The 25,468-nt window shown below is 48.0% G+C and carries 19 protein-coding genes; 11 read left to right on the forward strand and 8 right to left on the reverse strand.

Translation table 11 applies throughout. The features are described from left to right. Positions 1 to 390: 390 nt before the first annotated feature. Positions 391 to 1,911, reverse strand: coding sequence for a YifB family Mg chelatase-like AAA ATPase (locus K5Q92_RS06880; protein WP_220768283.1), 1,521 nt, complete (start codon positions 1,909 to 1,911; stop codon positions 391 to 393). A 474-nt stretch (positions 1,912 to 2,385) separates the two neighbouring features. Between K5Q92_RS06880 and K5Q92_RS06885 the strand changes: the two genes are divergently transcribed. Beyond that, positions 2,386 to 2,568: a hypothetical protein gene (locus K5Q92_RS06885; RefSeq protein ID WP_220768284.1), complete on the forward strand. Its 183-nt coding sequence runs from the start codon at positions 2,386 to 2,388 to the stop codon at positions 2,566 to 2,568. A 37-nt stretch (positions 2,569 to 2,605) separates the two neighbouring features. On the opposite strand, the gene K5Q92_RS06890 is transcribed toward K5Q92_RS06885, so the two are convergent. Both K5Q92_RS06890 and K5Q92_RS06895 read right to left on the reverse strand, forming a co-directional pair. Beyond that, positions 2,606 to 3,859, reverse strand: a complete 1,254-nt coding sequence (locus K5Q92_RS06890) for a HAMP domain-containing sensor histidine kinase (protein ID WP_220768285.1) — start codon at positions 3,857 to 3,859, stop codon at positions 2,606 to 2,608. Beyond that, on the reverse strand, positions 3,831 to 4,499 hold the full coding sequence (locus K5Q92_RS06895; RefSeq protein ID WP_220768286.1) for a response regulator transcription factor: 669 nt from the start codon (positions 4,497 to 4,499) through the stop codon (positions 3,831 to 3,833). Before K5Q92_RS06895 ends, K5Q92_RS06890 begins: the two co-directional genes overlap by 29 nt. A 93-nt stretch (positions 4,500 to 4,592) precedes the next feature. On the opposite strand from K5Q92_RS06895, the gene K5Q92_RS06900 reads away from it, so the two are divergent. The 3 genes from K5Q92_RS06900 (at position 4,593) to K5Q92_RS06910 (ending at position 8,780) form a co-directional block, all read left to right on the forward strand. Further along, on the forward strand, positions 4,593 to 5,777 hold the full coding sequence (locus tag K5Q92_RS06900; RefSeq protein WP_220768287.1) for a DUF5666 domain-containing protein: 1,185 nt from the start codon (positions 4,593 to 4,595) through the stop codon (positions 5,775 to 5,777). A gap of 300 nt (positions 5,778 to 6,077) precedes the next feature. Further along, positions 6,078 to 7,631 (forward strand): PAS domain-containing methyl-accepting chemotaxis protein, encoded by a 1,554-nt coding sequence (locus K5Q92_RS06905; protein WP_220768288.1) that lies wholly within the window; start codon positions 6,078 to 6,080, stop codon positions 7,629 to 7,631. A 213-nt stretch (positions 7,632 to 7,844) separates the two neighbouring features. Then, positions 7,845 to 8,780 (forward strand): LysR family transcriptional regulator, encoded by a 936-nt coding sequence (locus K5Q92_RS06910; RefSeq protein WP_220768314.1) that lies wholly within the window; start codon positions 7,845 to 7,847, stop codon positions 8,778 to 8,780. 143 nt (positions 8,781 to 8,923) lie between these two features. Here the strand turns inward: K5Q92_RS06910 and ilvY are convergent, their stop codons facing one another. Further along, on the reverse strand, positions 8,924 to 9,796 hold the full coding sequence (ilvY, locus tag K5Q92_RS06915) for an HTH-type transcriptional activator IlvY (protein ID WP_220768289.1): 873 nt from the start codon (positions 9,794 to 9,796) through the stop codon (positions 8,924 to 8,926). Between the two features lie 176 nt (positions 9,797 to 9,972). Here ilvY and ilvC point away from each other — a divergent pair, with 176 nt between their 5' ends. The 7 genes from ilvC (at position 9,973) to K5Q92_RS06950 (ending at position 20,075) form a co-directional block, all read left to right on the forward strand. Then, complete coding sequence (gene ilvC / locus K5Q92_RS06920; RefSeq protein WP_220768290.1) at positions 9,973 to 11,454, forward strand: ketol-acid reductoisomerase; 1,482 nt, start codon at positions 9,973 to 9,975, stop codon at positions 11,452 to 11,454. Positions 11,455 to 12,038: 584 nt separating this feature from the next. Continuing rightward, the gene (gene ilvG, locus K5Q92_RS06925) at positions 12,039 to 13,718 is read left to right on the forward strand and encodes an acetolactate synthase 2 catalytic subunit (RefSeq protein ID WP_220768315.1); all 1,680 of its coding nucleotides are present in this window, start codon (positions 12,039 to 12,041) and stop codon (positions 13,716 to 13,718) included. Positions 13,719 to 13,789: 71 nt separating this feature from the next. Then, positions 13,790 to 14,056 (forward strand): acetolactate synthase 2 small subunit, encoded by a 267-nt coding sequence (ilvM, locus tag K5Q92_RS06930; RefSeq protein WP_220768291.1) that lies wholly within the window; start codon positions 13,790 to 13,792, stop codon positions 14,054 to 14,056. Between the two features lie 4 nt (positions 14,057 to 14,060). Further along, positions 14,061 to 14,990 (forward strand): branched-chain amino acid transaminase, encoded by a 930-nt coding sequence (locus K5Q92_RS06935; RefSeq protein WP_220768292.1) that lies wholly within the window; start codon positions 14,061 to 14,063, stop codon positions 14,988 to 14,990. Positions 14,991 to 15,185: 195 nt separating this feature from the next. Beyond that, positions 15,186 to 17,033 carry a dihydroxy-acid dehydratase gene (gene ilvD, locus K5Q92_RS06940; protein ID WP_220768293.1) on the forward strand — a complete coding sequence of 616 codons (1,848 nt, stop codon included), beginning with the start codon at positions 15,186 to 15,188 and terminating at the stop codon, positions 17,031 to 17,033. A gap of 28 nt (positions 17,034 to 17,061) precedes the next feature. Further along, positions 17,062 to 18,615 carry a threonine ammonia-lyase, biosynthetic gene (gene ilvA, locus K5Q92_RS06945; protein WP_220768294.1) on the forward strand — a complete coding sequence of 518 codons (1,554 nt, stop codon included), beginning with the start codon at positions 17,062 to 17,064 and terminating at the stop codon, positions 18,613 to 18,615. Between the two features lie 323 nt (positions 18,616 to 18,938). After that, complete coding sequence (locus K5Q92_RS06950; protein ID WP_220768295.1) at positions 18,939 to 20,075, forward strand: alanine--glyoxylate aminotransferase family protein; 1,137 nt, start codon at positions 18,939 to 18,941, stop codon at positions 20,073 to 20,075. Positions 20,076 to 20,139: 64 nt separating this feature from the next. On the opposite strand, the gene K5Q92_RS06955 is transcribed toward K5Q92_RS06950, so the two are convergent. From K5Q92_RS06955 to K5Q92_RS06970, 4 genes are all read right to left on the reverse strand, one after another. After that, the gene (locus K5Q92_RS06955; protein WP_220768296.1) at positions 20,140 to 22,128 is read right to left on the reverse strand and encodes a TonB-dependent copper receptor; all 1,989 of its coding nucleotides are present in this window, start codon (positions 22,126 to 22,128) and stop codon (positions 20,140 to 20,142) included. A gap of 186 nt (positions 22,129 to 22,314) precedes the next feature. After that, positions 22,315 to 23,670 carry a sodium-dependent transporter gene (locus K5Q92_RS06960; RefSeq protein ID WP_220768297.1) on the reverse strand — a complete coding sequence of 452 codons (1,356 nt, stop codon included), beginning with the start codon at positions 23,668 to 23,670 and terminating at the stop codon, positions 22,315 to 22,317. Positions 23,671 to 24,021: 351 nt separating this feature from the next. Continuing rightward, positions 24,022 to 24,498: an Lrp/AsnC family transcriptional regulator gene (locus tag K5Q92_RS06965; RefSeq protein ID WP_220768298.1), complete on the reverse strand. Its 477-nt coding sequence runs from the start codon at positions 24,496 to 24,498 to the stop codon at positions 24,022 to 24,024. Between the two features lie 113 nt (positions 24,499 to 24,611). Beyond that, positions 24,612 to 25,397: a phosphatase PAP2 family protein gene (locus K5Q92_RS06970; protein WP_220768299.1), complete on the reverse strand. Its 786-nt coding sequence runs from the start codon at positions 25,395 to 25,397 to the stop codon at positions 24,612 to 24,614. Positions 25,398 to 25,468: the final 71 nt, after the last annotated feature.

The following is a 25,468-nucleotide window of genomic DNA, read 5'->3' on the forward strand; positions in this document are numbered from 1 at the left end:
CCACTGCTATCCGATTGGGATGAGGGAGTCACCTTTTCCAATCTTTAAGAGCGCGCATGGAAAGCCACCTTTGTTGGCGTAAATGCAAAAAAAGCGGCTAGGTGTGCTTGAAGTAAATAAATGTTTGCTACTTCAATGTCATCTGGTTAACGAAGCTGGCGGAATTTACTGGAATATGGGGTTTGATTCAACTTATTTGTTTAATAGGTAACAGTTATTTAATCTAGCCATAATCTTACTTAATTTCAGTGCAGAGATTTACTGCAGTGAAATATTCTTGCTTATTAATGCCAAGGCACTAAGAAATATAGCAAAGTCCATGATTTAAGTGACCATGTTGAGGGTATGAGCAGGAGCCGGGGCATTATTGTGTGATAAGCCTAGCCGTTATTACTGTCTCGAGAGTGAAGCGAGTAGCCGATCCATCGCACGATAGCCAAGAGCTTGGGATATATGAGCACGGCTAACACACTCTTCCTGTTGCAGATCGGCTATGGTACGGGCGACTCGCTGAATTCGATGGTAGCTGCGGACCGACAATCCGAGCCGATGTACGCTCTGTTCTAAAAAGATTAAATCATCACCGCTGAACTTGGCGTCCTGTTTAAGCTGTTTTCCCGTTAGCTCACTGTTGAGTACCCCAGAGCGAGCTAGTTGGCACTCTCGGGCGTTTTGCACTCGTCTGGCAATAGTGTTGGTGGTCTCGGCACTCGCGTTTTGGCTATTGAGCGCACCTATCGGTAGCTTAGGTACATCTATGGTGAGGTCGAAACGATCCAGAAAGGGCCCAGACAGTTTGCTAAGATAACGCTGGATCTGCTCGTTGCTGGCCCGAGCGTTATCGGCATCGCCACAGGGACTGGGATTCATGGCGGCGATAAGCTGGAAGCGGCTGGCAAAGGTGAGTTTTGCTGCCGCGCGAGAGATACTGACCTCGCCAGTTTCCATTGGCTCACGCAAACAGTCGAGTACCTTTCTGGGAAACTCGGCTACCTCGTCGAGGAACAGCACGCCTCTGTGAGCCAATGAGATCTCTCCCGGCTTGGGTTGAGCGCCGCCGCCCACTAATGACACGGCCGAACAGGTGTGGTGTGGACTCCTAAAAGGTCGTTGATAGAATCTATCGGGTTTGATGTTATTGCCCGCGACAGAGTGAATCGCGGCGACCTCTAACGCCTCGTCATAGTTTAACTTAGGCAGAAGCTGCATCATTCGACTGGCGAGCATGGTTTTTCCGGTACCTGGCGGGCCAAGCAGTAGCAGGTTGTGATTGCCCGCCGCGGCGATCTCTAATGCCTGCTTAGCCTGATATTGGCCTATGACTTCGCTTAAGCAGGACTCTTGAGGGCTTTGCTCCTCGGATAACCATTCAAGGCTTAGGTCTATACTCGGCAGTTGTGACTGACCGTGCAGATAGGCCGCCAGCGATTGCAGATGGGTGGCAAGGCAAACTTTCTCGAAACCGACCAGTTCCGCGTCTTCACGGTTATCAATCGGCAAGACTAAGGTACTGTTGTGCTTGCTAGCTTCTACAATCACAGGGATCAGTCCTTGGCAGTAACGCACGTGACCCGACAGTGCCAGTTCACCAACAAACTCGTGTTGCTCGATGGACTTGAGCGGGATCTGTTTCGAGGCGGCGAGTATGCCAATAGCGATAGGCAGATCGTAGCGTCCACCTTGTTTGGGCAAATCTGCTGGCGCGAGGTTAACTGTGATACGGCGCATGGGGAATTCAAACCCCGCGTTGATCAGTGCGCTTCTTACCCGTTCTTTCGCCTCTTTGACTGAGGCTTCGGGCAGTCCGACTAGGTTGAAGGCTGGCAGTCCATTGCTTAAGTGGACTTCGACGGTGACGGCAGGGGCTTCGACGCCAAAACTGGCGCGGGTGGCAATACAGGCGATAGGCATAAACAAATCCTTTTGTTTTATGTATTGTTTTTAGTTTAGCTAAAGTTTGGTGGTTTGCTTAGGCGTCAACAAAGTTGGGCTTTGGTGAGTTAGACTTTGTCTAACAAACTGGGAGGAATCAAACTTCGTTTGATAATGGGTCGTGGCTTTGCCACCTATCAGGCTGCGCCTGACTAAAGTCGTGAGCTTCCAGCTCACACACGGGCAAGAAGGAAAGAGCGAGTCAACAGTAACGCCCTCTTGGCCATTTCATTCATAAAGAGTCCCAGCCGCCCCGACGAAGTTGTTGATCTTCATGCTTATGGATAAATTGCTAACGCTTCCGATGGGACATCTGATGCGAATGGATTCACAAATGCCGTGATGGCATTGATGCCATCGTAGAGCTTACAGGGACCCTTTCTTTATTAAAGAAGTGCAGCGTGCTTCAGCAGTGTCTGCACATACGCCGGCCGCAGGCCATTGGAACCGCCGATGCTGGAAGTTGGTTTGATGCTTCCAAAGAAGTCGACCTGCAAGGTTCTATCTTTCATTGGCTCCAATGCGATAGCTATATTCGCATACCTTGAGCGCTGGCCGCAGGCCATTGGAACCACTGATGCAGGAAGTTGTGTCATAGCTTCAAATGACAATGAAGCTAAAGGTTCACTGCTTTAGCTTTAAAGGCTGCGTTAGTTTCACGCCAATGAAACCCTTAACCGTTAGCATCAACATCAAATACTAAGGTTGTTTGAAACTCAACCCCGTTATCATGAGGGTGATAACCCCACCCCATACGTTCACAAATGCGTTCAACGATAACCAGCCCAACACCATAACCGGCGTTGTAAGTTTCATTACCTTCATGACGATTGGTAATCGTCAGTGTATGCCCTGTGAGGACAATGTCGATATCACCGATACTGTAACTGAAGGCGTTTTTAATAACATTGTTAAGCACGATGGCGATAAAGCTCTGTGGGGCATGGATGAGTTCGGCATCGTTTACACTTAAGCGGTAACAGATATCTTGTCTGGCGAACAACTCTTTCATTTCGGTGAGCTGTTTGCGTAGCGCCACTTCTAAGTTAACGTCGGCAAAGTAACGTTGCCCAATCGACTCCTTACCCAATAATAGGAAGGTTTCGGTTAGCACCTGCATCTCGTCGCTGGCCCGCTGCAGACGTTTAACGGCATTAACCGCAAGCGGATGCTGATCGGGTATTTTTGCCAGTAGCTCGGCCGAGCCTTTTATCACGGTAATCGGGGTTCTTAGCTCATGGGATGCAAAGTGACTGAACTCCTTTTCACGCTGAAAGAAGCCATTAATGTCATTCTTACTATCAAGCAGGGTTTGCTCAATATTGCGGGTTTCAACAAACTTGGTATCGACACCGAAAGGGGGGTCGTCAGGCGACATATGACTTATTTTGCGCTCGATAATGGTCAGGGGTTTCGACAGTGTACGGATAAAGTACAAACTATATAGCGTCATTATAAGGCCAATGAGTAGGCCTAATATCAAAATATAGTCGTGTAAGTGTTCCTCGTATTCATCAAGGTAGTCATCGGCATCATCTTGAAACACAACATACATTAAGCCTTTACCAGAAGGGTGAAGGCTAACAATAAAGTGCTTATCTTCTTCACCTCTTAATTCCTCATAAAGACCCGGTGATGTATAAGCTTTGAGCCAATGTGGCATCTCCTGTTCGCTCCAATAAGTTTTAAACTCATTGGTATTAGGCAATACGGTTTTATCACCATAAACCTTATAGTCTTGCTTGTAACGATACACCTCGGTATCTAGCCAATGGTTAAGACTGATCTTCTCAATTTGGTTCTCGGCGATGTAAATTAAAGACCAGAATAGACTGAACATGGCAAAGGTCATCAAACCGAAACTCCAACGGATCTTTCGGTAGATGCTTGGGAAGTGCTTATGCTTTGAGGCGGTAACCTTGTCCATGAATTGTCTCTAATCGTGAATGTTCGAAGCCTTTGTCTAGCGAGGTTCGTAGGCCGTAAATGTGGCTCCTAAGCGCATCGCTCGGTGGCGCTTCATCTCCCCAGACGGCATCGCAGACATCTTGGCGGCTGACAACACTAGGGGCACGTTTGATAAGTACCTTTAATATTTTTAACTGAATACGACTGAGTTTTATCGGTTGCTCGGCTCGGGTGACGATATTTGTTTGGGTGTTAATGTTTATGTCAGCAAATGACAAGGTACCGATATCTTGCCGCGGGCCACGATTACTGAGTGCGTGTAGGCGTAGGCTCAGTTCCTCCATGGCAAAGGGCTTGAGTAGATAATCATCGCCTCCAGCCTTAAAGGCAGCCACTTTATCATCTAGGCTATCTTTAGCGGTTAAGAATAAAATGGGCGTGTTGCAATACAGCTCTTCACGCAGCTTGCGCACAGCGGAGATGCCATCAAGTTTAGGCATCATGACATCCATAATAATCACATCGTAACTATTTTCAGATACCAAGTTTATCGCGGCTTCACCGTGGTAGGCGCAATCGATCACCATGCCTTCAAGTTCCAAATAGTCGGCGATTGTTTCGGCTAGGTTATGGCTGTCATCAACAATTAGAACTTTCATAGATTATTTTATCTTTCTTCACGATCGCTTCACGGGCCAAGTTTTAACATACAGCTAAATTCGATAATCATCTCTTTAATTAAGGGTATTTAGATGAAAAAAGTAGCTTTAGTTTCAACACTTGCTCTGATTTTAACTGCTTGTGGCGGTGGAAGCGACAGTTCTGACAATGGTAATGGCAACGACAACGGTAACGGTGGTGTTATTACGGCTCCGACAGCGGTTAAAGGCACAATTGACTCGGTCAATACGACGCAGAATAAAGTCGTTGTAAATGGCTATAGCTATGACGTTGCGGGTGTTTCTTACGGTGACGTGAAACTGAATATTAACGATTTGCAGCCTAACATGATGGTGCAAATCGGTGGTCAGCAAAAAGCGGCTGCTGTGCAAGTTAATCTAGAGCCAACAATCACAGGTAAGGTGACTGCAATCGATTTTGCAGCGGGTACCTTCGATGTAAACGGTGTGACCTTAACTTATAAGTTATCTAACGAGATCGAAGTGGGTGACTGGGTGATGGTGTCTTCATTGCCGACTGCTGATGCGGGCTACAAGGTGCTTTCAGTGGTTAAGTTTGAAAATGATGACCTAATTAACCATTACGAAGTGGAAGGTCGTTTATCTAGCTTAGATGAAAGTGCGATGAGCTTTAAACTTGGTGCTGCATTGCATGTTGATTACTCTGGAGCGCTAGAAGTTGAGGGTAAACTTCAAAACGGTCAATGGGTTGAAGTGGAAGGCACGATGAACGTGAATACACTTGAAGCGACCAGCGTTGAAGTTGAAGATTATAGCGATCTGGCTAATGACACCGAAGTTGAAGGTATCGTGACTTGGGTTGATGCGCAGCAAACGGCATTTGAACTTAACTACCAAGGCCGTTTTGTTGTTAATACTCAAACTAAGTTTGAGGATGGCTTTAAGGCTGATCTAAAACAAGGTGCGCTAGTTGAAGTGACCTCTGTGAAGCAAGGTACACAACAAGTGGCTACTGAAGTTGAATTCGATGATGACAACTCAACGGGTAACGACAACGATAACGTTGGTAACTGGAAAGAGTTTGAAGTAGAAGGTAATGTCATTTCATCAGATGCAACTGTAAAAAGCTTTGTAATTAAAGGCGCAGTTAGCAGCATGACAGTTATCGTTGATGCTAACACTCAGTATGAAGACGGTATTAGTTTCGACACGTTAAACCAGCAACGAATTGAAGTTGAAGGTGTGGTAATTAACGGTCAAAACATCGCTCGTGAAATCGAAGCCGACAACGATTAATTGTAAATCAATATTTCGAATAGATTGACCCCAAATGCCTTTCAAATTGAAAGGCATTTTTGTAGCTGATTTTCGCCGCGAGTTGAGGCGTGTCGCCTACTATAGTCAGATTAATTAGCAGATTTTATTGGGCTGTTTAGGGAAAAATTTATGCTTGTTAAATTAGCGATTTAGTGCTTTTTCTGCCGCTGGTTCTTTAGAGTAGCTGAAAAAAAATCAGTCATTATTTCGATGGAGTGTGAATATTGAGTCTACACTGAACGGTAAGTTTTTATACGCCATTACATAAAGGACTATATTATGGATGAAGAGTACCAGTATCCTGCCAATTACAATCTAATCTCAATTACGTCTCCTTCTAGCCATATTAAATATGCCAGTCCTCACTTTTCTGAAGTAGCCGGTTTTGCAGACGGTGAGCTTGTTGGTCTTCCCCATAATGTTGTCAGACATCCAGATATGCCCAAAGCTGCGTTTAAAGATCTTTGGGGCCACTTGCAAAGTGGCAACCATTGGATGGGAATGGTGAAAAACAGCCGTAAGGGCGGAGGTTATTATTGGGTCGATGCCTTTGCTTCTCCGATAAAAAGCAATGGTGAAATCATCGAGTTACAATCTGTTCGTTTTAAGCCTGAACGTGTACACGTTAAACGAGCTGAGGCCGTTTATAAACAGCTATCAAATGACAAGAAACCTTGGCAACTGAGCGTGGGCCTGAGAACTCGTCTGTGGCAACGGAGCGCCTTTTGTTATGGCATCGCGGCGCTTATCTCATACGCAGTTGCTATGTTTAGTCAAAATACAGCCATTGCGATGGCCTGTTTTTTCCTGCTGGCAACCTTGACGAGTTACCTGCTAACACGTCCATTGGAGCGAATGACAAAGGAGGCGCGTAAAGACTTTAATAATCCATTAATGGAGTTGATCTACACCGGAAAGGTGAATGACTTGTCTGAGATTGAGCTTGCAATGAAGATGCGCAAACAACACGTTAAAGCATTGATTGGGCGCGTTAATATCTCGGTGATGGAGGCCTGTGATAAGACGCTAGATAACGCAAAATTGGCCACAGAGAATAATCATAAAGTTACTGAGCATCTTAATACCCAAAAAACAGAGATCGAAATGGTGGCAACAGCCGTCAACGAGATGCAGGCGGCATCGACTGAGATTTCACAAAATGCTCAGGGTACGGCTGAAGCGACAATGCAGACTCAATCAACGATGTCGGATAATTTGGAGTGTATCAATCAGGTCAATAAGTCGATGTTAGAGCTCGTTGATGAACTGGCTTCAATATCCAGCACGGTAGTATCGCTTGATAAGCAAACTCAGCAGATTAGCTCGGTGATTGATGTGATCAATGGTATTGCAGAGCAAACCAACCTACTCGCGCTTAATGCGGCGATTGAGGCGGCGAGAGCCGGAGATTCAGGGCGAGGTTTCGCGGTGGTGTCCGATGAGGTGCGTACCTTAGCCCAGCGTACTCAGGTCGCGACCACCGAGATCCAGACGGCGATTGAACAGATCCAGAGTAATAGTCAGGTTGCGGTTAAATCACTGGAAGTGGGTAATGACAAGTCGAGTAAAACCGTCGATATCATCAATACCTCGTTGAACAAGATCAATGAACTCGAAGAATTGATTGAGGGGATCGTTGAGCGAAATCAGCAGATTGCGGTTGCTATCGAAGAGCAAGTGTATGTCTGTAACGAGGTCAACACCAATGTACAGATGGTTAACTGCAAGGTGTCAGAATCTTATGATTTGATCACCGTGACCAATACCCTTAACCAAGAGGTTGAAAGCAGTACTGGCGATCTGTCGACGACCATCAGAAACTTTAGTATGTAGCATCTTTAATTGCTAGGCTAACGCCGTACTTTCTGGGGGCGCTCTATTTAACCCAGAAAAGTGCGGCTTTGTTCTATGATGGCATTAACTACCTTGCTCACTTCCGGTTAAACCTCTACAGCTTTTCCCAACATTATGACGCTAATACCGATAGCGTCAGCTCGTAAACTCTTTATTATAAGGAACATAACTTACGCTATCCCTAGAAGGTTGATTGTGAAACAGTTGGATTTCAATTTGCTCAGAGTATTAGAAGTGCTGCTCGAAGAGCAGAGTGTGACGGCGGCTGCATCGAGATTACACTTGAGTCAGTCGGCGGTGAGTAAGCAACTGAGTAAATTGAGAGAAACCTTCGATGATCAGCTGTTCGAACGCACGGCCTATGGGTTAAAAGCCACACCTAGAGCCTTGCAGTTAGCCCCTGAGCTACGAGAGGTACTGCAAAAGTTAGATCAATTTACTCGTCCCAGTACCTTTGAGCCTGCCGAGAGTCAGCGTCGTTTTCGCATGCATATTGTCGAAACGGCCTACTCGCTTACTTACCCACATTTTATGCCTAAGCTATTAAAAGCTGCGCCCCAGGTGAGCATTAATGGCCACACTTGGTCACACTCCAGCATGGATATGCTACTACGCTGTGAAATCGATATGGGCATCATCTGTCGAGAGTGGGATAAGCGCTCCTTACTGCATATGAACAACTTACCGGAAGAGCTTGGTGCGACAGAGCTTATTCGCGACTACCCTGTGTGTCTTCTAAGGCGCGATCATCCCGCGCTAAAGGAGTCATGGAACTTAGAGACTTTTCTAAAGTATCGTCATCTGCAGGTGGCCTTTGGCGGTTTGGAGCAGTGGCTGCTCGATGACGTACTGCGTTTAGAGCACCTACAGCGCGATATCGCGGTCAATATGACCGACTTTAATTGCGCGATGGACTTGTGTGAAAACAGCGATCTGATCCTGTGCGCGCCGCGAAAATATATCCAGCAGATGATGGTTAACTATAATCTGGTCTGCCTCGATGTGCCTGTACATGTGGAACCCGGAGCCTATGTGTTGGTCTGGCATAAGCACTTTAATCTGGATCCGAGTCATAGCTGGCTACGTAACCTGATTATCGATGGCGTGCGTGATAATAGAAAAGACTAGCCACAATAGATTTTAAAAAATAACAATGGACCACGGAGGAGTGATCGTTTCGTGGTTCATCGCTTTTAAAGAAAAGAATTCCAAATGAACAGGATATCGATTGTGTACATGGCAGTGCTCTGTTCATTAACTTATCGGGGAAGTTAAATCGCCTGCAGAAAAGCCTCTATAATGGGTTCTTGTATGCGCTTACTCTTACAGCAACAACCTAATTCAAAGGGGGGGATATCAATTGGCGAGGTCAGCAGTTGAATCCGGTCTCGTACAGGGCTGTTGTTGATCACTACCTCTGGGGTAATGCTCACACCGCAGCCCAGCGCCACCATAGAGGCGATCGCCTCTTGTCCCGAAACTTGAGCATAAATATTGGGGAGCAATCCCAAAGACTTAAACCAGTTGTCGATACGTTTTCGTCCCGGCCCATGCTCAGGCACGATAAAGGGCAGTCTATCCCAAGGGATATACGATTCGGTTAACAGTTCTTGGACCTGACACCTGAATGTCGGTGCGATGATCGACAGTGGCACGTCATCGATTTTGGCGAAGTGCAGGTTATCGGGAAAGGGATCGGGCAGGGCGGCTATAGCGATATCGGCACGGTTGTTGCGCACCTCATTGACCGCATTGGCGGCGTCCCCCGTAGTAAGAGCGATTTCAACCAGCGGATGCTCACGTCTAAAGCGATCCAATAGTCCAGGAAGATGACTATAGGCTGCGGTTACCGAGCAATATAGGTTTAGCCTTCCTCGGAGAAAGTCCTGCTTGGGATCGATCTTAGTTTTCAGCTTTCCCCACTGCTCTAGTGTCGATTCGGCAAAGTGGCGATACTCCACTCCTGCACTCGTTAAGGTCACGCTGCGGTTGTCACGTTGAAACAGCTGGGCACCGACCTCCTCTTCCAGCCTCTGCATGGCTCGGCTCAAGGTGGATGGACTAACATGCATCGCTTGGGCGGTTCTCGCAAAGTGCAAACTGTCTGCTAAATGCAGGTAGAGTTTTATGGTTCGAATATTCAAGTCGAATTCTCCGTGTTGCCGTGACTTATTGAGTTTGCATTGCGAAAAATGCAACATGACGTTTCGAATATATCATTTTAAGCAACAGAAAGCTTGCGCTATAGTGATTTCAATCACAGCGTGACTCGGCCAAGAGTCAGCCCGTTTAACTATCCAGAATCAAGGTGGTATATCAGATGGCTAACTATTTTAACTCTCTGAATTTGCGTCAACAATTGCAACAGCTGGCTCAATGCCGCTTCATGGATCGTAGTGAGTTCAGCGAAGGCTGTAACTTCATCAAGGGCTGGAATATCGTCATTCTTGGCTGTGGCGCTCAGGGTCTTAACCAAGGCTTGAATATGCGTGACTCAGGTCTAAATATCTCTTTCGCACTGCGTGAACAGGCGATTAGCGAAAAGCGTGATTCTTACCAAAAAGCAACCGGAAATGGTTTCCGTGTTGGCACCATCGAAGAATTGATCCCTGATGCAGACTTGGTGCTAAACCTAACACCTGACAAGCAGCATACCAATGCCGTCAACACGGTGATGCCGTTAATGAAGCAAGGTGCAACCTTGTCATACTCTCATGGTTTCAACATCGTAGAAGAGGGCATGCAGGTTCGCCCAGACATCACGGTGATCATGGTGGCACCTAAGTGCCCAGGTACTGAAGTACGTGAAGAGTACAAACGTGGCTTCGGTGTGCCGACGCTGATTGCGGTTCACCCAGAGAATGATCCTAAGGGTGAAGGTTTCGATATCGCTAAGGCTTATGCAAGTGCCACAGGCGGCGACCGCGCTGGTGTACTGCATTCATCATTTATTGCCGAAGTGAAATCAGATTTGATGGGCGAGCAGACTATCCTTTGTGGCATGCTGCAAACGGGTGCCATCTTAGGCTATGAGAAGATGGTTGCTGACGGGATTGAACCTGGCTACGCGGCTAAGCTTATTCAACAAGGTTGGGAGACAACGACCGAAGCGCTGAAACACGGTGGTATCACCCATATGATGGATCGTCTATCCAATCCAGCCAAGATCAAGGCGTTTGATATGGCCGAAGAGTTGAAGGTTATTCTTAAGCCGCTGTTCGAAAAGCACATGGATGACATCATAGGTGGCGAATTCTCTAAGACCATGATGCAAGACTGGGCTAACGACGATGCAAACCTACTCAAGTGGCGCAGCGAAACCAATGACACTGGTTTTGAAAATGCACCAGGTTGCGAAGAGCATATCGACGAGCAAACTTACTTCGATAAGGGCATCTTCCTCGTGGCAATGATTAAGGCGGGTGTAGAGCTTGCTTTCGATACGATGGTCGCCGCAGGCATCATCGAAGAGTCGGCCTACTATGAGTCACTGCACGAGACGCCGCTTATCGCCAACACCATTGCACGTAAGCGCTTATACGAGATGAACGTGGTGATTTCAGACACAGCAGAGTATGGCTGTTATCTGTTTAACCATGCAGCGTTGCCATTACTGAAAGACTATGTAGCAAACATGTCTGCCGAGTACCTAGGCGGTGGCTTACAGGATGCGAGTAATGGCGTCGATAATGTTCGTTTAATCGAAGTGAATGCGGCTATTCGAGGCACAGCAGTTGAAGAGATTGGCGCCGAACTACGTGGCTATATGACAGAAATGAAGCGCATCGTAGAAGAGAAGTAATTTAGCTTTTACATCTATTTTAGTCGGGCTTAGACAGGGTTTTGTTTAAGCCTTAGGCTAAACAAGTTGAAGTTTGAGATAGTCACGTTTTTAGAAAAAGCACTTTCGATAAACCATTAAGGATTAACACCTTAATAGCAGTAATAAAGTCAGGCAGAGCATCAGCTTTTTTTGCTACTGGTCAGGGCCTAAACCGCATAGACTAGATGATAAATTTTGATGTTAGAAAGTTTTTATTGTGTTTTTTATAGGCTTTGTGGTACTTCTTAATGGTCGTGTTTTAGGCGATACCGAATTTAAGCAAAGAATCTGATTAGGAACCCAGTCGAATATGTTCAACCAAGCTGCCCAGCTCATTATTGTGATTATTACCGTCGTGATTATTAAATCACAGCGGGGGCTGCGCATATTGAATCGACACACCTAACCTAGGTTTAAGATTGCAAAAACCCCTGCTCCGAAAGGAACGGGGGTTTTTTCGTTTAAGGGCCTAGAGAGAGGAAATCCAATCTAAGTTCTTATGAAATAAGTTAATTGTAGTGGAGCGCTGATTTATGGAACAAGGGCAGGTGGAGCAGAGGCAAATGGAACCAGGGCAGATGATACGAGGTGCAGACGCAGTGATCAAAGCGATCGCTGCCCATGGTGTGACAACCGTATTTGGTTATCCGGGCGGTGCGATAATGCCTATCTACGATGCGATCTATGGCAGCCCTGTCGAGCACCTGCTAAGCCGTCATGAGCAGGGTGCTGCTTTTGCTGCAGTAGGTTATGCCAGAGCTAGTGGTCAAACCGGAGTGTGCTTTGCCACCTCAGGCCCCGGCGCTACGAATTTGGTGACATCACTGGCCGATGCGCTGCTCGACTCTGTTCCCGTGGTTGCCATCACTGGCCAAGTGTCTACTGCCGTTATCGGTACCGATGCCTTTCAAGAGATCGATGTTTTGGGCATGTCACTCTCATGCACTAAGCACAGCTTTATGGTGACCCATGTCGATGAGCTTGTTCCTACGCTCTACAAAGCATTTGAGGTCGCCGCCTCGGGTCGTCCCGGCCCTGTTTTGGTCGATATCCCTAAAGATGTTCAGATCGCTATGCTCGAATACAAGACGCCACTACAAGCGGTAACGCCAGAGCCAGAGCATACACCCGAGCAGATAAACGCTGCTCGCGAGCTTATTAGCCAATCTCAGCAGCCTATGCTCTACGTTGGTGGTGGTGTGGGCATGGCAAGTGCGGTTGACCCGTTACGTGACTTCATCAAGGTCACCGGTATTCCATCGGTTGCCACTCTCAAGGGGTTAGGCTCTATCGCCCCGGATACGCCTGGCTACTTGGGTATGCTAGGTATGCACGGCTCAAAAGCGGCCAATTTAGCGGTGCAAGAGTGCGACTTGTTGATTGTGGTTGGTGCACGCTTTGACGATAGAGTTACTGGACGCTTAGCGAGCTTTGCCGAAAATGCCAAGGTGATCCATCTGGATATCGATGCAGCCGAGTTAGGTAAGTTACGCCTGCCTGAGGTGGCCATTGCTGGCGATCTACGTCAGATCTTACCTGCGTTAACTCAGAATTTAGGCGAGCAATTTGCCCCTTGGCAAGCCAAGGTTGCACAGATGAAACAGCAGCACCAGTGGCGTTACGACCGTCCCGGTGAGCTAATTTATGCCCCAGCTATGCTAAATCGTCTCGCCCATAAGCTGCCCCGAGACAGCGTTGTGGCCTGTGATGTGGGCCAGCATCAGATGTGGGTGGCCCAGCATATGTTCTTCAATCGCCCCGAAGATCATCTATCAAGCGCGGGTCTTGGCACCATGGGGTTTGGTCTGCCAGCGGCTATTGGCGCTAAAGTCGCACGCCCAGATGCCACCGTTGTGGCAGTGTCAGGCGATGGCTCTTTTATGATGAATGTTCAAGAGTTAACTACCATTAAGCGCAAGCGCTTGCCGGTCAAAATTTTGCTTATCGATAATCAAAAACTGGGCATGGTGAAGCAGTGGCAGCAGTTGTTTTTTGAAGAGCGTTATAGCGAAACCGATCTTTCTGATAACCCTGATTTCGTCAAGATGGCATCGGCGTTCGATATCCCTGGACGTAATATCTATAAGGCTTGTGATGTCGAGGCTGGCTTAGATGAGCTGCTCAATAGCGAAGGGCCGTTTTTACTGCATGTATCGATTGACGATGCCCATAACGTCTGGCCGCTTGTACCACCAGGGGCATCAAACCAAGAGATGATGGAAGAGATGGACAAGCAAACTTAAACGCACACACCTGAGTGTTTAAGAAAACAAAATCAGAGCAATAGCGATAAAACGAGATGGAGAGCAAGGATATGAACAATTACTCATTAGCGTTAAACGTGCAGCAAAGACCTGAAGTGCTAGAGCGCGTACTACGCGTTGTTCGTCATCGTGGATTTAAGATCGCTAACTTGAGCATGCAGCTTAACAGTAATAACAGCACTAGCATCGACATGCTGGTGCAGAGCGAGCGCGAAATCGGCTTGCTAACTAATCAAATCAATAAGCTTATCGATGTGATCGACTGCCAACTATTACTCAGCAGTCCCACAGCAGAATTAGTACAACAGAAAGGGTGAGAATATGGCCGCTAAAACAGCAGAGTTAATTTGGTTCAATGGTGAAATGATGCCTTGGGGTGATGCTAAGGTTCATGTCATGTCTCACGCGTTGCACTATGGCACATCAGTTTTTGAAGGCATCCGTGTTTATGACACCCATCGCGGTCCCGCTGGGTTTCGTTTAACCGAGCACGTTCAGCGCCTATTTGATTCAGCCAAAATTTACCGTATGCCTATTCCCTATAGCTTCGATGAAGTGATGCAGGCGTGTCGTGATGCCACATTAGCCAATAGTTTAAAGAGCGCATATATCCGTCCCTTGGCCTTTTATGGCGATGTGGGTATGGGGATCACGCCTCCAAAAGATGCGCAATGTGACCTGTTAGTCGCGGCATTTCCATGGGGAGCCTATTTAGGGGAAACCAGCATGGATGCTGGGGTTGATGTGGCTGTGACCTCTTGGAATCGTTTGGCACCTAATACCATTCCTACAGGAGCAAAAGCGGGGGGGAATTATCTCTCTTCGCTACAGATCTCCACCGAAGCCAAGCGTAATGGCTTCGATGAAGGCATCGCCTTAGATACTAACGGTTTAGTCAGTGAAGCCGCTGGCGCCAATATTTTTGTGATTAAAAAGAACAAGATCTACACACCTCCGGCAACAGCCGCTATCCTGATGGGGCTGACTCGAGACACGATTATTACCCTTGCTCGAGACAAAGGTTATCAGGTAGTTGAAGAGCCGATGTCACGTGAATTCCTCTATCTTGCCGATGAGATCTTTATGACGGGTACCGCAGCCGAGATCGTGCCGGTACGCAGTGTCGATCGTATTGAGATCGGCAGTGGCAAGCGTGGCGAGATCACCAAAGAAATTCAGCAGAGCTTCTTCGGTCTATTTAGTGGCGAAACCCAAGATAAGTGGGGTTGGTTGGAGACGTTGGAAAGCTAACGGCAGGTTCTAGATTCTAGGAAAAGCTAAGAAAGGGCCTAGGAAAGCACAAGCTAAGACGAACGCTGCGCTTACGGAACAGATTAAGACGAAACATCAAAGCTGAGAACGATATCTCAGATTAAAAATTAGAAAATTGAAGGCTAAAGTGGCTAGCTTGATGCTAGAACCTTCTTTTAAACAAAGGATAAAGCAATGCCAAAACTACGTTCAGCAACCAGTACCGAAGGCCGTAACATGGCGGGAGCGCGTGCGCTTTGGCGTGCAACGGGTGTGAAAGATAACGACTTCGGCAAGCCGATCATTGCTATCGCCAACTCTTTCACCCAATTTGTACCAGGTCATGTGCACCTCAAAGATATGGGCTCTTTGGTTGCTGGTGCTATCGAAGAGGCTGGTGGCATTGCCAAAGAATTTAATACCATAGCAGTAGATGACGGCATCGCCATGGGTCACGGCGGTATGCTCTACAGCCTACCATCGCGCGAGCTCATTGCTGATAGCGTAGAGTATATGGTCAATGCCCACTGCGCCGATGCATTAGTGTGTATCTCTAACTGCGACAAGATCACTCCCGGCATGCTGATGGCTTCGCTTAGACTGAATATTCCGGTGATATTTGTCTCTGGCGGCCCGATGGAAGCGGGTAAGACTAAGCTGTCAGATAAGCTGATTAAGCTAGATTTGGTTGATGCCATGGTGGCAGGCGCCGATGAGCGCGTATCCGATGCAGATAGTGAGCAGATTGAGCGCAGCGCTTGTCCAACTTGTGGCTCATGTTCGGGCATGTTCACCGCTAACTCGATGAACTGTTTAACAGAGGCGTTAGGCCTATCGCTGCCGGGGAACGGATCTATGCTGGCTACCCACGCAGATCGCCGCGAGCTCTTCCTTGAGGCGGGTCGCCGTATAATGGACTTAACCACTCGCTATTATCAACAGGATGACGAGTCAGCTCTACCGCGCAATATCGCGAACTTTAAAGCCTTTGAAAATGCCATGACGCTGGATATCGCCATGGGTGGCTCTAGCAATACTGTGCTGCATCTGCTTGCCGCTGCACAAGAGGCCGAAGTTGATTTCACCATGGATGATATCGACCGTCTATCACGTCTTGTACCGCACCTTTGTAAGGTGGCGCCATCCACGCCGAAATATCATATGGAAGATGTTCACCGCGCGGGTGGGGTGATGGGGATCTTGGGTGAGCTAGACCGCGCTAACTTACTCCATAATGATGTGTACCATGTGGCAGGTAGTAACCTCGCCGATGTGCTAGCAAGGTTTGATATCGTGCAGAGTGATGACGCTGCGGTGCATAAGTTCTTCTCTGCGGGACCTGCAGGTATTCCTACCACTAAGGCCTTTAGCCAAGATTGCCGCTGGGATAGCGTCGATAATGACCGTAAAGAGGGCTGTATTCGCAGTCGTGAGTTCGCCTTTAGCCAAGAGGGGGGCCTTGCTGTGTTATCGGGCAATGTCGCTGTTGATGGCTGTATCGTAAAGACTGCTGGTGTTGAAGTTGAAAACCATACCTTTATCGGCAGTGCTCGCGTTTATGAAAGCCAAGATGACGCAGTCGCGGGCATTTTAGGGGGGGAAGTGGTTGCAGGTGACGTGGTGGTTATTCGTTACGAAGGCCCGAAGGGCGGTCCAGGCATGCAAGAGATGCTTTACCCAACGAGTTACTTGAAGTCACGTGGTTTAGGCACACAATGCGCACTGATCACAGATGGTCGCTTCTCGGGGGGAACATCTGGTTTGTCTATTGGCCACGTTTCACCAGAAGCGGCAGCAGGCGGCACTATCGGCCTAGTGCAAACAGGCGATCGCATCGAAATTGATATCCCTGCACGTTCTATCAAGCTGGCAATCAGTGATCTTGAGCTGGCAGCTCGTCGTACAGCGATGGAAGCGTTAGGTAAAGATGCGTGGAAGCCCCTAGGTCGCGTAAGACAAGTATCGATGGCGCTTAAAGCCTACGCGCTATTGGCTACAAGTGCCGATAAAGGTGCGGTACGTGATACTAGCAAGCTAGTTTAAGCGATTTAACCGGATTAAGAGGTAGTTTATGTTAGCTCTAGCATCACAATCACAACTGGATTTAGCTCATTATTATCTGCAGAAAACCTTGCTGTCGTCGGTTTATGATGTGGCTAAAGTTACGCCTTTATCGAGCCTGAATAAACTGTCGGCGCGCTTGGGCTGCCAGGTGTTTTTAAAGCGTGAAGATTTGCAGCCTGTGCACTCATTTAAGCTGCGCGGCGCTTACAATAAGATTGCCGAGCTGAGCGTAGATGAGTGCGATCGTGGCGTGGTTTGCGCCTCTGCGGGAAATCACGCCCAAGGCGTTGCTATGTCAGCCTCGGCTCGCGGTATTAGTGCGGTTATCGTGATGCCAGAAACAACGCCCGACATTAAGGTGGATGCGGTTAGGCGCTTAGGTGGCGAGGTGGTGCTCCATGGTCAAGCCTTCGATCAGGCCAATGCCCATGCGCAGAGTCTGGCGCGCGATGAGGGGCGAGTCTATGTTGCCCCTTTCGATGATGAAGCGGTGATTGCTGGACAAGGTACGGTGGCTCAAGAGATGCTGCAACAGCAGCGCGATCTTGAAGTGGTCTTCGTGCCCGTTGGCGGCGGTGGCCTGATTGCGGGGGTTGCGGCTTATTATAAGGCGGTGATGCCTCAGGTGAAGATTATCGGTGTTGAGCCAGAGGATTCCGCTTGTTTAAAGGCTGCGCTTGAGGCCGATGAGCGCGTTGTTCTGCCGCAAGTGGGTTTATTTGCCGATGGTGTGGCGGTTAAGCAGATTGGCGCCGAGCCGTTTAGGTTGGCCCGTGAATATGTTGATGATGTCATCACAGTGAGTTCTGATGAGATCTGCGCGGCGGTGAAAGATATCTTCGAAGATACGCGTGCGATTGCTGAACCATCGGGCGCACTATCGTTGGCAGGTTTAAAAAAGTATATCGGCAGTAGCGGTAAAGGCGAGAAGGTTGCTGCTATCTTGAGTGGGGCTAATGTCAACTTCCATAGCCTACGCTATGTGTCTGAGCGCTGTGAACTCGGAGAGCAGAAAGAAGCGATTTTGGCGGTAAAAGTACCGGAGCGCCCAGGTGTATTTCTGCGTTTCTGCGAGCTGTTAGATAAGCGTGCGATGACCGAGTTTAACTATCGTTTTAGTAGCCGCGATAAAGCCGTGGTGTTTGCGGGAATTCGACTCACTCAGGGGCAAAACGAACTCGATGATATTATTGCAACGCTGGAGTCGGAAGGCTTTGGGGTGCAAGACCTGTCTAATGATGAGACTGCTAAACTGCATGTACGCTATATGGTTGGTGGTCAGCCGCCTGAGCCGATAGAGGAGCGTTTGTTTAGTTTTGAGTTTCCCGAGCATCCTGGTGCACTGTTTAAGTTTTTAACCACCTTGCAGAGTAAGTGGAATATCAGCTTGTTCCATTACCGCAATCACGGCGCGGCTTATGGTCGAGTGCTGGCAGGGTTCGAAGTACCAGAAGGCGATAATCTAGCCTTTAAGCAGTTTTTAACTGAGCTGGGGTTTGTCTATCAAGAGGAGACCGATAGCCCTGCTTATCAGCTGTTTTTAAGTAACCCTAGTCGGTAGTTGAAATTGAGCTAACAAGAAAGAATAGGCAGCAGAGATTTTCGATGCTGCCTTTTTTATGGTGGCCGTGCTGCTTGGAATCGAGAGTCGATACAATATTTATCCCCTATCTGGTTGATAGTCCCAGAGCTTTTTTTGTAGTATGGCCTAAAGTTGGTTTTTTATACTGTTAGGCTAACTTAATCCATAGATAGAATAACAATAATAATATTTCACCACAGACTGACTAATACGTAGGGGCTTGATGCTATTTTTCGTTATAGCAGTATGGCGGCAGTCGAATTAAAACCTAATACCAAGCGACCAGTTTTAGAGGAAATATCATGTTACCCGCACCCTTTATTGAGCCTTTTTGTCCACCGCGCCGGATCCTTATGGGGCCGGGTCCTTCTGATGTATACCCTGAAGTGCTAGCAGCGCAAGCTAAGCCAACCATCGGCCATTTAGATCCGCTATTTGTCGAAATGATGGATGAGCTTAAGGCGCTAATCCAATACGCATTTCAGACTAAGAATGAAATGACCATGGCGGTCTCTGCTCCAGGCAGTGCCGGCATGGAAACTTGTTTTGTGAATCTCGTTGAGCCCGGTGAGAAGGTGATTGTGTGTCGCAACGGCGTGTTTGGTGAGCGGATGCGTCAGAACGTCGAGCGTGTTGGCGGTGTTGCCGTGGTGGTGGATAACGAGTGGGGAGAAGCGGTCGATACCGATGCGGTTGCCAGTGCGTTGGCGGCCAACCCAGATGCTAAGTTCCTCGCGTTTGTCCACGCCGAGACTTCCACTGGAGCGCTGTCAGATGCTAAGGCTTTGTGTGCTTTGGCTAAGCAGCATGACTGCCTATCGATAGTCGATGCGGTGACCTCGTTAGGCGGCGTCGAGTTAAGGGTGGATGAGTGGGGCATAGATGCAATCTATTCCGGTAGCCAGAAGTGCTTATCTTGTGTTCCGGGTTTATCTCCGGTTTCCTTCTCGCCTGCAGCGGTTGCCAAGCTAAAGGCGCGCAAAACACCTGTACAAAGCTGGTTCCTCGATCAAACCTTAGTCATGGGTTATTGGGATGCTTCTAGCGATGGCAAGCGTAGCTACCATCATACAGCCCCAGTAAATGCCCTCTATGCACTACATGAGTCTCTGCGTTTATTAGCCGCAGAAGGGCTGGAGCTTGCTTGGCAGCGCCATGCGGATATGCACCAAGTACTGCGTCATGGTTTGCAGCGGTTAGGGCTTAAGTTTGTGGTAGCTGAAGCGTGTCGTTTACCTCAGTTGAACGCGGTTTATATTCCAGAGGGGATCGACGACGCTAAGATCAGAAAACAGTTGTTGGAAAACTATAATTTAGAGATTGGTGCGGGTCTTGGCGCACTTGCGGGCAAAGCTTGGCGCATCGGTTTAATGGGCTTTGGTGCACGCCGTGAAAACGTGGCCTTATGCCTTAAAGCATTAGAAGAAGTATTGGCTTAGCCATATGTGTTAATAAAAAGCCGCTCATTGAGCGGCTTTTTTTATGAGGCAAATGGTTTATGGCTTAGAAAGTGTAATCGACTTTAACCCACGCGGTACGACCCGGTTCGTTAACTTGGAACATAGGCGAGCTACCCGGAATATCGTTGCCTGCACCTGAGCGGCTAATGTGCTCGGCATAGGTGATATCGAATAGGTTTTCTACACCGAAGCTGACTAGTAGTGCTTCATTGTGTTTCCAACTAGCGTTGAAGGCGAGGGTGCCGAAGCCGCTGCTTTCACCTAAATCTTGGCCTGAGATGTTACCTTCGCCAATCGCGACTCTATCTTGAGCGGCAACTAAGCGCCACAGTATGCCTGCGGTCCACTGGTTGTATTGATAATCTAGGGTGATACGTCCCTCAAGCGGTGGAATTTGGCCTAATGGCGTTCCTGCCGTGTCATTCTCACCATGGCTGTAGCTGACGCTGGTCTGGCTTGAGAAATGTTCAGTTAACGGGATCGTTGCCGCGATTTCACCGCCATATACGGTGGCATCAATGTTATAGGCTGTAGCCGCTGGTCCTTGGTTAACGTCAATCAAGATATAGTCGCGGATCTCACCGTAATACAGAGAGGTCGAGATGGCTACATCGGCTTCGTAGATCCAACCAATATCTAGTTGGGTAGTTTTTTCTGGTGCTAAATCGAATGCTTTTTGACTCGGGTTGTTGATGTCTGACTTCATGATCTCCCAGTAGTCAGGCATGCGCTGGGCATGCCCAACGCCAGCATAGTACTGGCTGTTACCAGAGGTGAGTTCGTAGCGACCGTAACCGCTAAATAGATCGTCACTGCGCTCGCCTTTCTGACCGACCATGAGTTCAGTGTTCCAATGATCATAGCGGGCACCGGCGATTAACTTACCGCTTGAGAGATTATAAGTAGACTCTAAAAATAGCCCTGTCGCCTGGTAACGCATGTTGTCTTTAAATGGCTTGTTGAGTAGATCGTCTAAACCATTGTCGACGGCTGGGTTAATACTGCGGCCTTCGTGTGTGCTATCCATGTAGTCAGCACCTGCGGTTAAGGTCCAGTCTGTGGCTAAGGTAAAGTCAGCCCAAAGGTGGCCGCCTTGGGTGCCACGCCTGACGTTGGTTCCTGAGTTGACGCCTTGATCAAATTGATCCATTACATGATCGTTTTCGTTGGTGTAGGCTTGCAATTCGATGCTATTTAGCCATTCACTCTCGAACTCATGTTGCAGCAAGAAAGTGAGGTTTTCATTGCTGATCTCGCGGGCTTTGTTAGCGCGATCGGCATATTCCGCCTCACCAGATGAACTACCGTACGCCAGCTCGAGTACCGTCGCGTCGCTCGGCGTCCAGCCCAGCGCAAAGTTATAGTTGGAGCGGTCATAGCTCGACTGAACCTTGTTACCGTCACCATCTTTATAATGATCGCTTTGTGATTGGTTAACATCCATATCGAAGTAATGCTTCTCGTCACCGGCTTTTAGCTCGACTAAGTAATCGGTGCGACCAAAGCTGCCGGCCGTCATGCTGGCGCGGCCATCTAAGCCCGGCTCATCGAAACTGTGGCGGTCTTTCTCGAACAATACTGTGCCTGCGCTACCAACAGGGCCGTATTTTACGGTTTGTGGCCCCTTGATGACGGTGATGTTGTCGTAGGCTTCAGGGTAGATATAGGCCGTTGGTGGATCCATGCGGCCACCGCAAGTACCGTAAACATGTTGACCATCATCGACAATACTTAAACGTGAACCACCTAGGCCACGCAGGCTAGGATCGCCGCCTGCACCGCCCTTTCTGCCGATGCTGAAACCGGGAATGGTTTTAAGAAACCCTGCGCCATCATAGGCTGGCAAGGGCAGTCTTGGCTTTTTGGGATCGGTATAGGTCTTAGTTGGATCTTTCATTAGTTCGCCAGTGACAATGATGCGTTCCACTGGCTCTGATTTATCATCTTTTTGACTGGTTTCGGCAAATGTTGGGGCAGAGATCAGCCCCAGAGTGACCACTGGAATGGTCAATATGCTTTTTTTGTTCATCATGGTATCGCTTATCGTTATTTATTTTTAGGCTGTTTTACAGAGCTTTACGTTAGCGATAAACCAATTTGTATCAAGGTGCGACAAAGGGTCACAGGTAGGTGTGACAAGTTTCACTTTTTTACAGGGGACACCTGTAAAAAAGGGCGAGAAAATCGCCCTTATTGAAGTGAGTAAAATTGTGATGAATTAGCTAATTAACTGCACAATAATCATGATAATCAGCACTGGGCAGATATATTTCACATACCAAGGCCATAGCTTCCAAAATAGGCTGTCTGTATTAACGTTATCTTGTGCGGCAATAGCACTGATAAGTTGGTTGCGATTCCATATCCAACCTAAATAGATGGCGATCCCTAATGCTATAAGGGGTTGAGCGCGCTCGGTGGTCATGGTGATCATCAGGCTAAATAGCGTCTCGAAGTTAAACACAACCAGCATCGACAAGGCTGCGATGACGCTACCAACCAGTAGGGTTGCTTTGTCACGACTTAGGTTGGTCTTTTCCACAAGATAGCTGGTGGGCACCTCAACAATCGAGATGGCTGAGGTTAAGCCTGCAATGGTCATCAAGATGAAGAAAGTGATGGCCAACAGGTATTGGCTGATGCCGCCGATGGTATCGAATAGTGCGGGCAGTACGGTGAACACTAAGGTGTCAGAGTTTAATAGACTGCCATCTTCGGCAAAAATCTGCACGCCGTTGTGCTGCGCGACATACATGGCTGGTAGCACCATAAGCGCGGCTAAAAATGCCACACTAGTATCGGTCAAAGTGACGTAGGCTGTTAGCTTGCTTAAGTCTTCCTTCTGGCTCAAATAGGCGCCGTAAACCATCATGGCAGCGGTACCAATGGTTAAAGAGAAGAAGGTTTGTCCTAAAGCACCAATCAATACATCAGCTTCGAATACTCGCGAAAAATCAGGCACTAATAATACTTCTAGCCCCTGCATCGCTCCCGGCTGAGTCAAGATATACGCCACACCAGCCACTAAGATCACGAGTAACATCGGCATTAAACGCTTTGACCAACGCTCTATCCCCTTCTGCACGCCTTGACGGATCACCAGTATCACCATGGCGATGAAAACAAGGGTGAACACTAAGTTGCGCGACAGCGAGAAGTCCATCAACCAAGATGCGGCACTGGTTTGGCCGGTTAATTCGGCAACGGGGGCGATGGCAAAGCTGACAAACCAACCTGATAAGATGCTGTAGAAAGTACAGATTAAGGTTGCGGTAACTATGGAGATAAAGCCGATCGCCTTACCTATCTTCTTAGCAAGTGGTTTAGAGGCAACCTTGGCCATGGCATCGGCTGGGTTTGTTTGCCCGTGGCGACCAATCATTAGCTCCGCCAGTAGCATTGGGTAACCGAGTACTAAGATCAGAAACAGGTAAACCAGCAGGAAGGCTCCGCCGCCGTGAGTGGCTGCTTGAGTGGGGAATCCCCAAATATTACCGACGCCGACAGCTGAACCCGCTGCCGCCATAATAAAGCCAATTCTAGAGCTAAAATGCCCCTGTTTTACTGTACTCATTTGAGCTCTCTTTCTGTACTTCTTTGTCAATTAAGAGCGCGCATATTAGTGCTTAAAAATGATAGGTCAACGCCTTAAACTCGCGCGCAACTCTACTTCGTTAATATTTTATCTTTGTATTTTAGGTTTCTTTGAGTTGTTTTGTCGCTTTAGGTGTGGGTGGTGATGCTTTGTTGCGTAAGCTTGTTTTTATCAATGGCTATGCGCAATAAAATCATTTAGCGATAAAAACCAAAAATGCGACCGAATGCACAGATTATAGACACTATGGCTTGGTAAGTCGGTGTGAGCGGCATGTTATGCCGCTAAGAGTGATCTGACTGCAGAATGAAGTCTGAATTTAGCGTCTTGCTAAACTGGCAGTGGAATACTGGTTTGGCTTTTAACTTGTTTCAGTACGAAGCTGGAACGTACACCTGCGATGTGATCGTTGGTGGTCAGCTTATCGAGAAGGAAGACCTTGAAGTGCTTCATGTCTCTGACTAGCACCTTGAGTTGGTAATCGGCGTCACTACCAGTGAGTAGGCAGCACTCCTGTACTTCATCGTAGCTGCTGACCTTATCCTCGAATGCATCCAGAATATCGGTAGCGTGTTTCTCTAACCTGACTTGGATATAGGCTGTAAGTGCAAGATCGAAATGCTCGGCGCTGAGCAGGGTAGCATAGCCTGCAATATAGCCTGCCTCTTCCAATGACTTTACTCGTCTAGAACAAGGAGAGGGAGATAACCCCACTTTTTCGGCAAGCTCTTGGTTGGAGAGTTTTCCATGTTGCTGCATCAATTTGAGGATATGCAGATCGATTTTGTCTAATTGCAGTTCAGCCATGCTTCTCTTTAAGATATCGGTTTCTTTGCAGGCAGAATACCGCAATTGATATCAAGCGCAAGTGAGGCGTTTAATAAACCCCACTTAGGATTAGGGGCTAATTTATCGACTTCTCAGGCAGTTTTAAGGCGAGAGATGAACTGGCTATCGATTGTAGGCCACAGCGCTTGGGTCAGGTAGATGCTGCTAAAGGCGATGCTGCCACCAATTGCTGTAGACGCCAACACATCTTGCGGCCAATGCATACCGAGCAACATGCGGCTAAAGCCCATGGTAATCGCCCAACCAAGAAGCATGATAGGCATGATGACTTGACCTGCCAGTAGAAGATAGAAACTAACCGCTAATGCCAAGGTAACAGCAAAGAGAGTGTGCCCAGAGGGAAAGGCGTAGCCCACTTCGTGTTGCCAGTGGCGTTTGAGCTGTGGGCTTAAGCTTAAATCGGGTCTGGCGACTTCTAACTGATTAATGGCACTGCCGATCAGCTCACGCTTATCTGCCTTGTTATGCTGGTAGAAGTCTTGGGTGTTAAGCAGGTACTCCTGCTCTAACAGCATGGCGTTAGGGCGTGGCTCGGCAAAGTAAGGTTTGAGAAAGTGATTGAGGCTAAGGGTAGCGGCCATGCTGATAGAAACGGCGAGCACTAACTGTATAAACTGCGGCTTGGTTAACCGGCGGTAGCAGAACATTAGAATGACTATTCCTGTTGCAATACCGTAAGGTGCGGTTCCGGTGCTGGTAAGCCAATATAGTGCCTGAGCCAGATTTGAGTCTAAGGCGATAGTTGGAAATAAGCTCGCTGCACTAAAGTAGATAGTGGCGGGAATGGCCAATAACACAACCCAAGCAGTAAAGAGTACTTTGTTAGTGTGATGAGGCGAAAAAGAGGGTTTGTTCAAAGCAGGACCTCAAAACTGTAGGTGGTTAGGGCGTAGGTTAATCATACGCAGCTTGAAGCTGGCAAGGTTAC

The organism is Shewanella sp. MBTL60-007 (assembly GCF_019654915.1).
Lineage (GTDB): Bacteria > Pseudomonadota > Gammaproteobacteria > Enterobacterales > Shewanellaceae > Shewanella.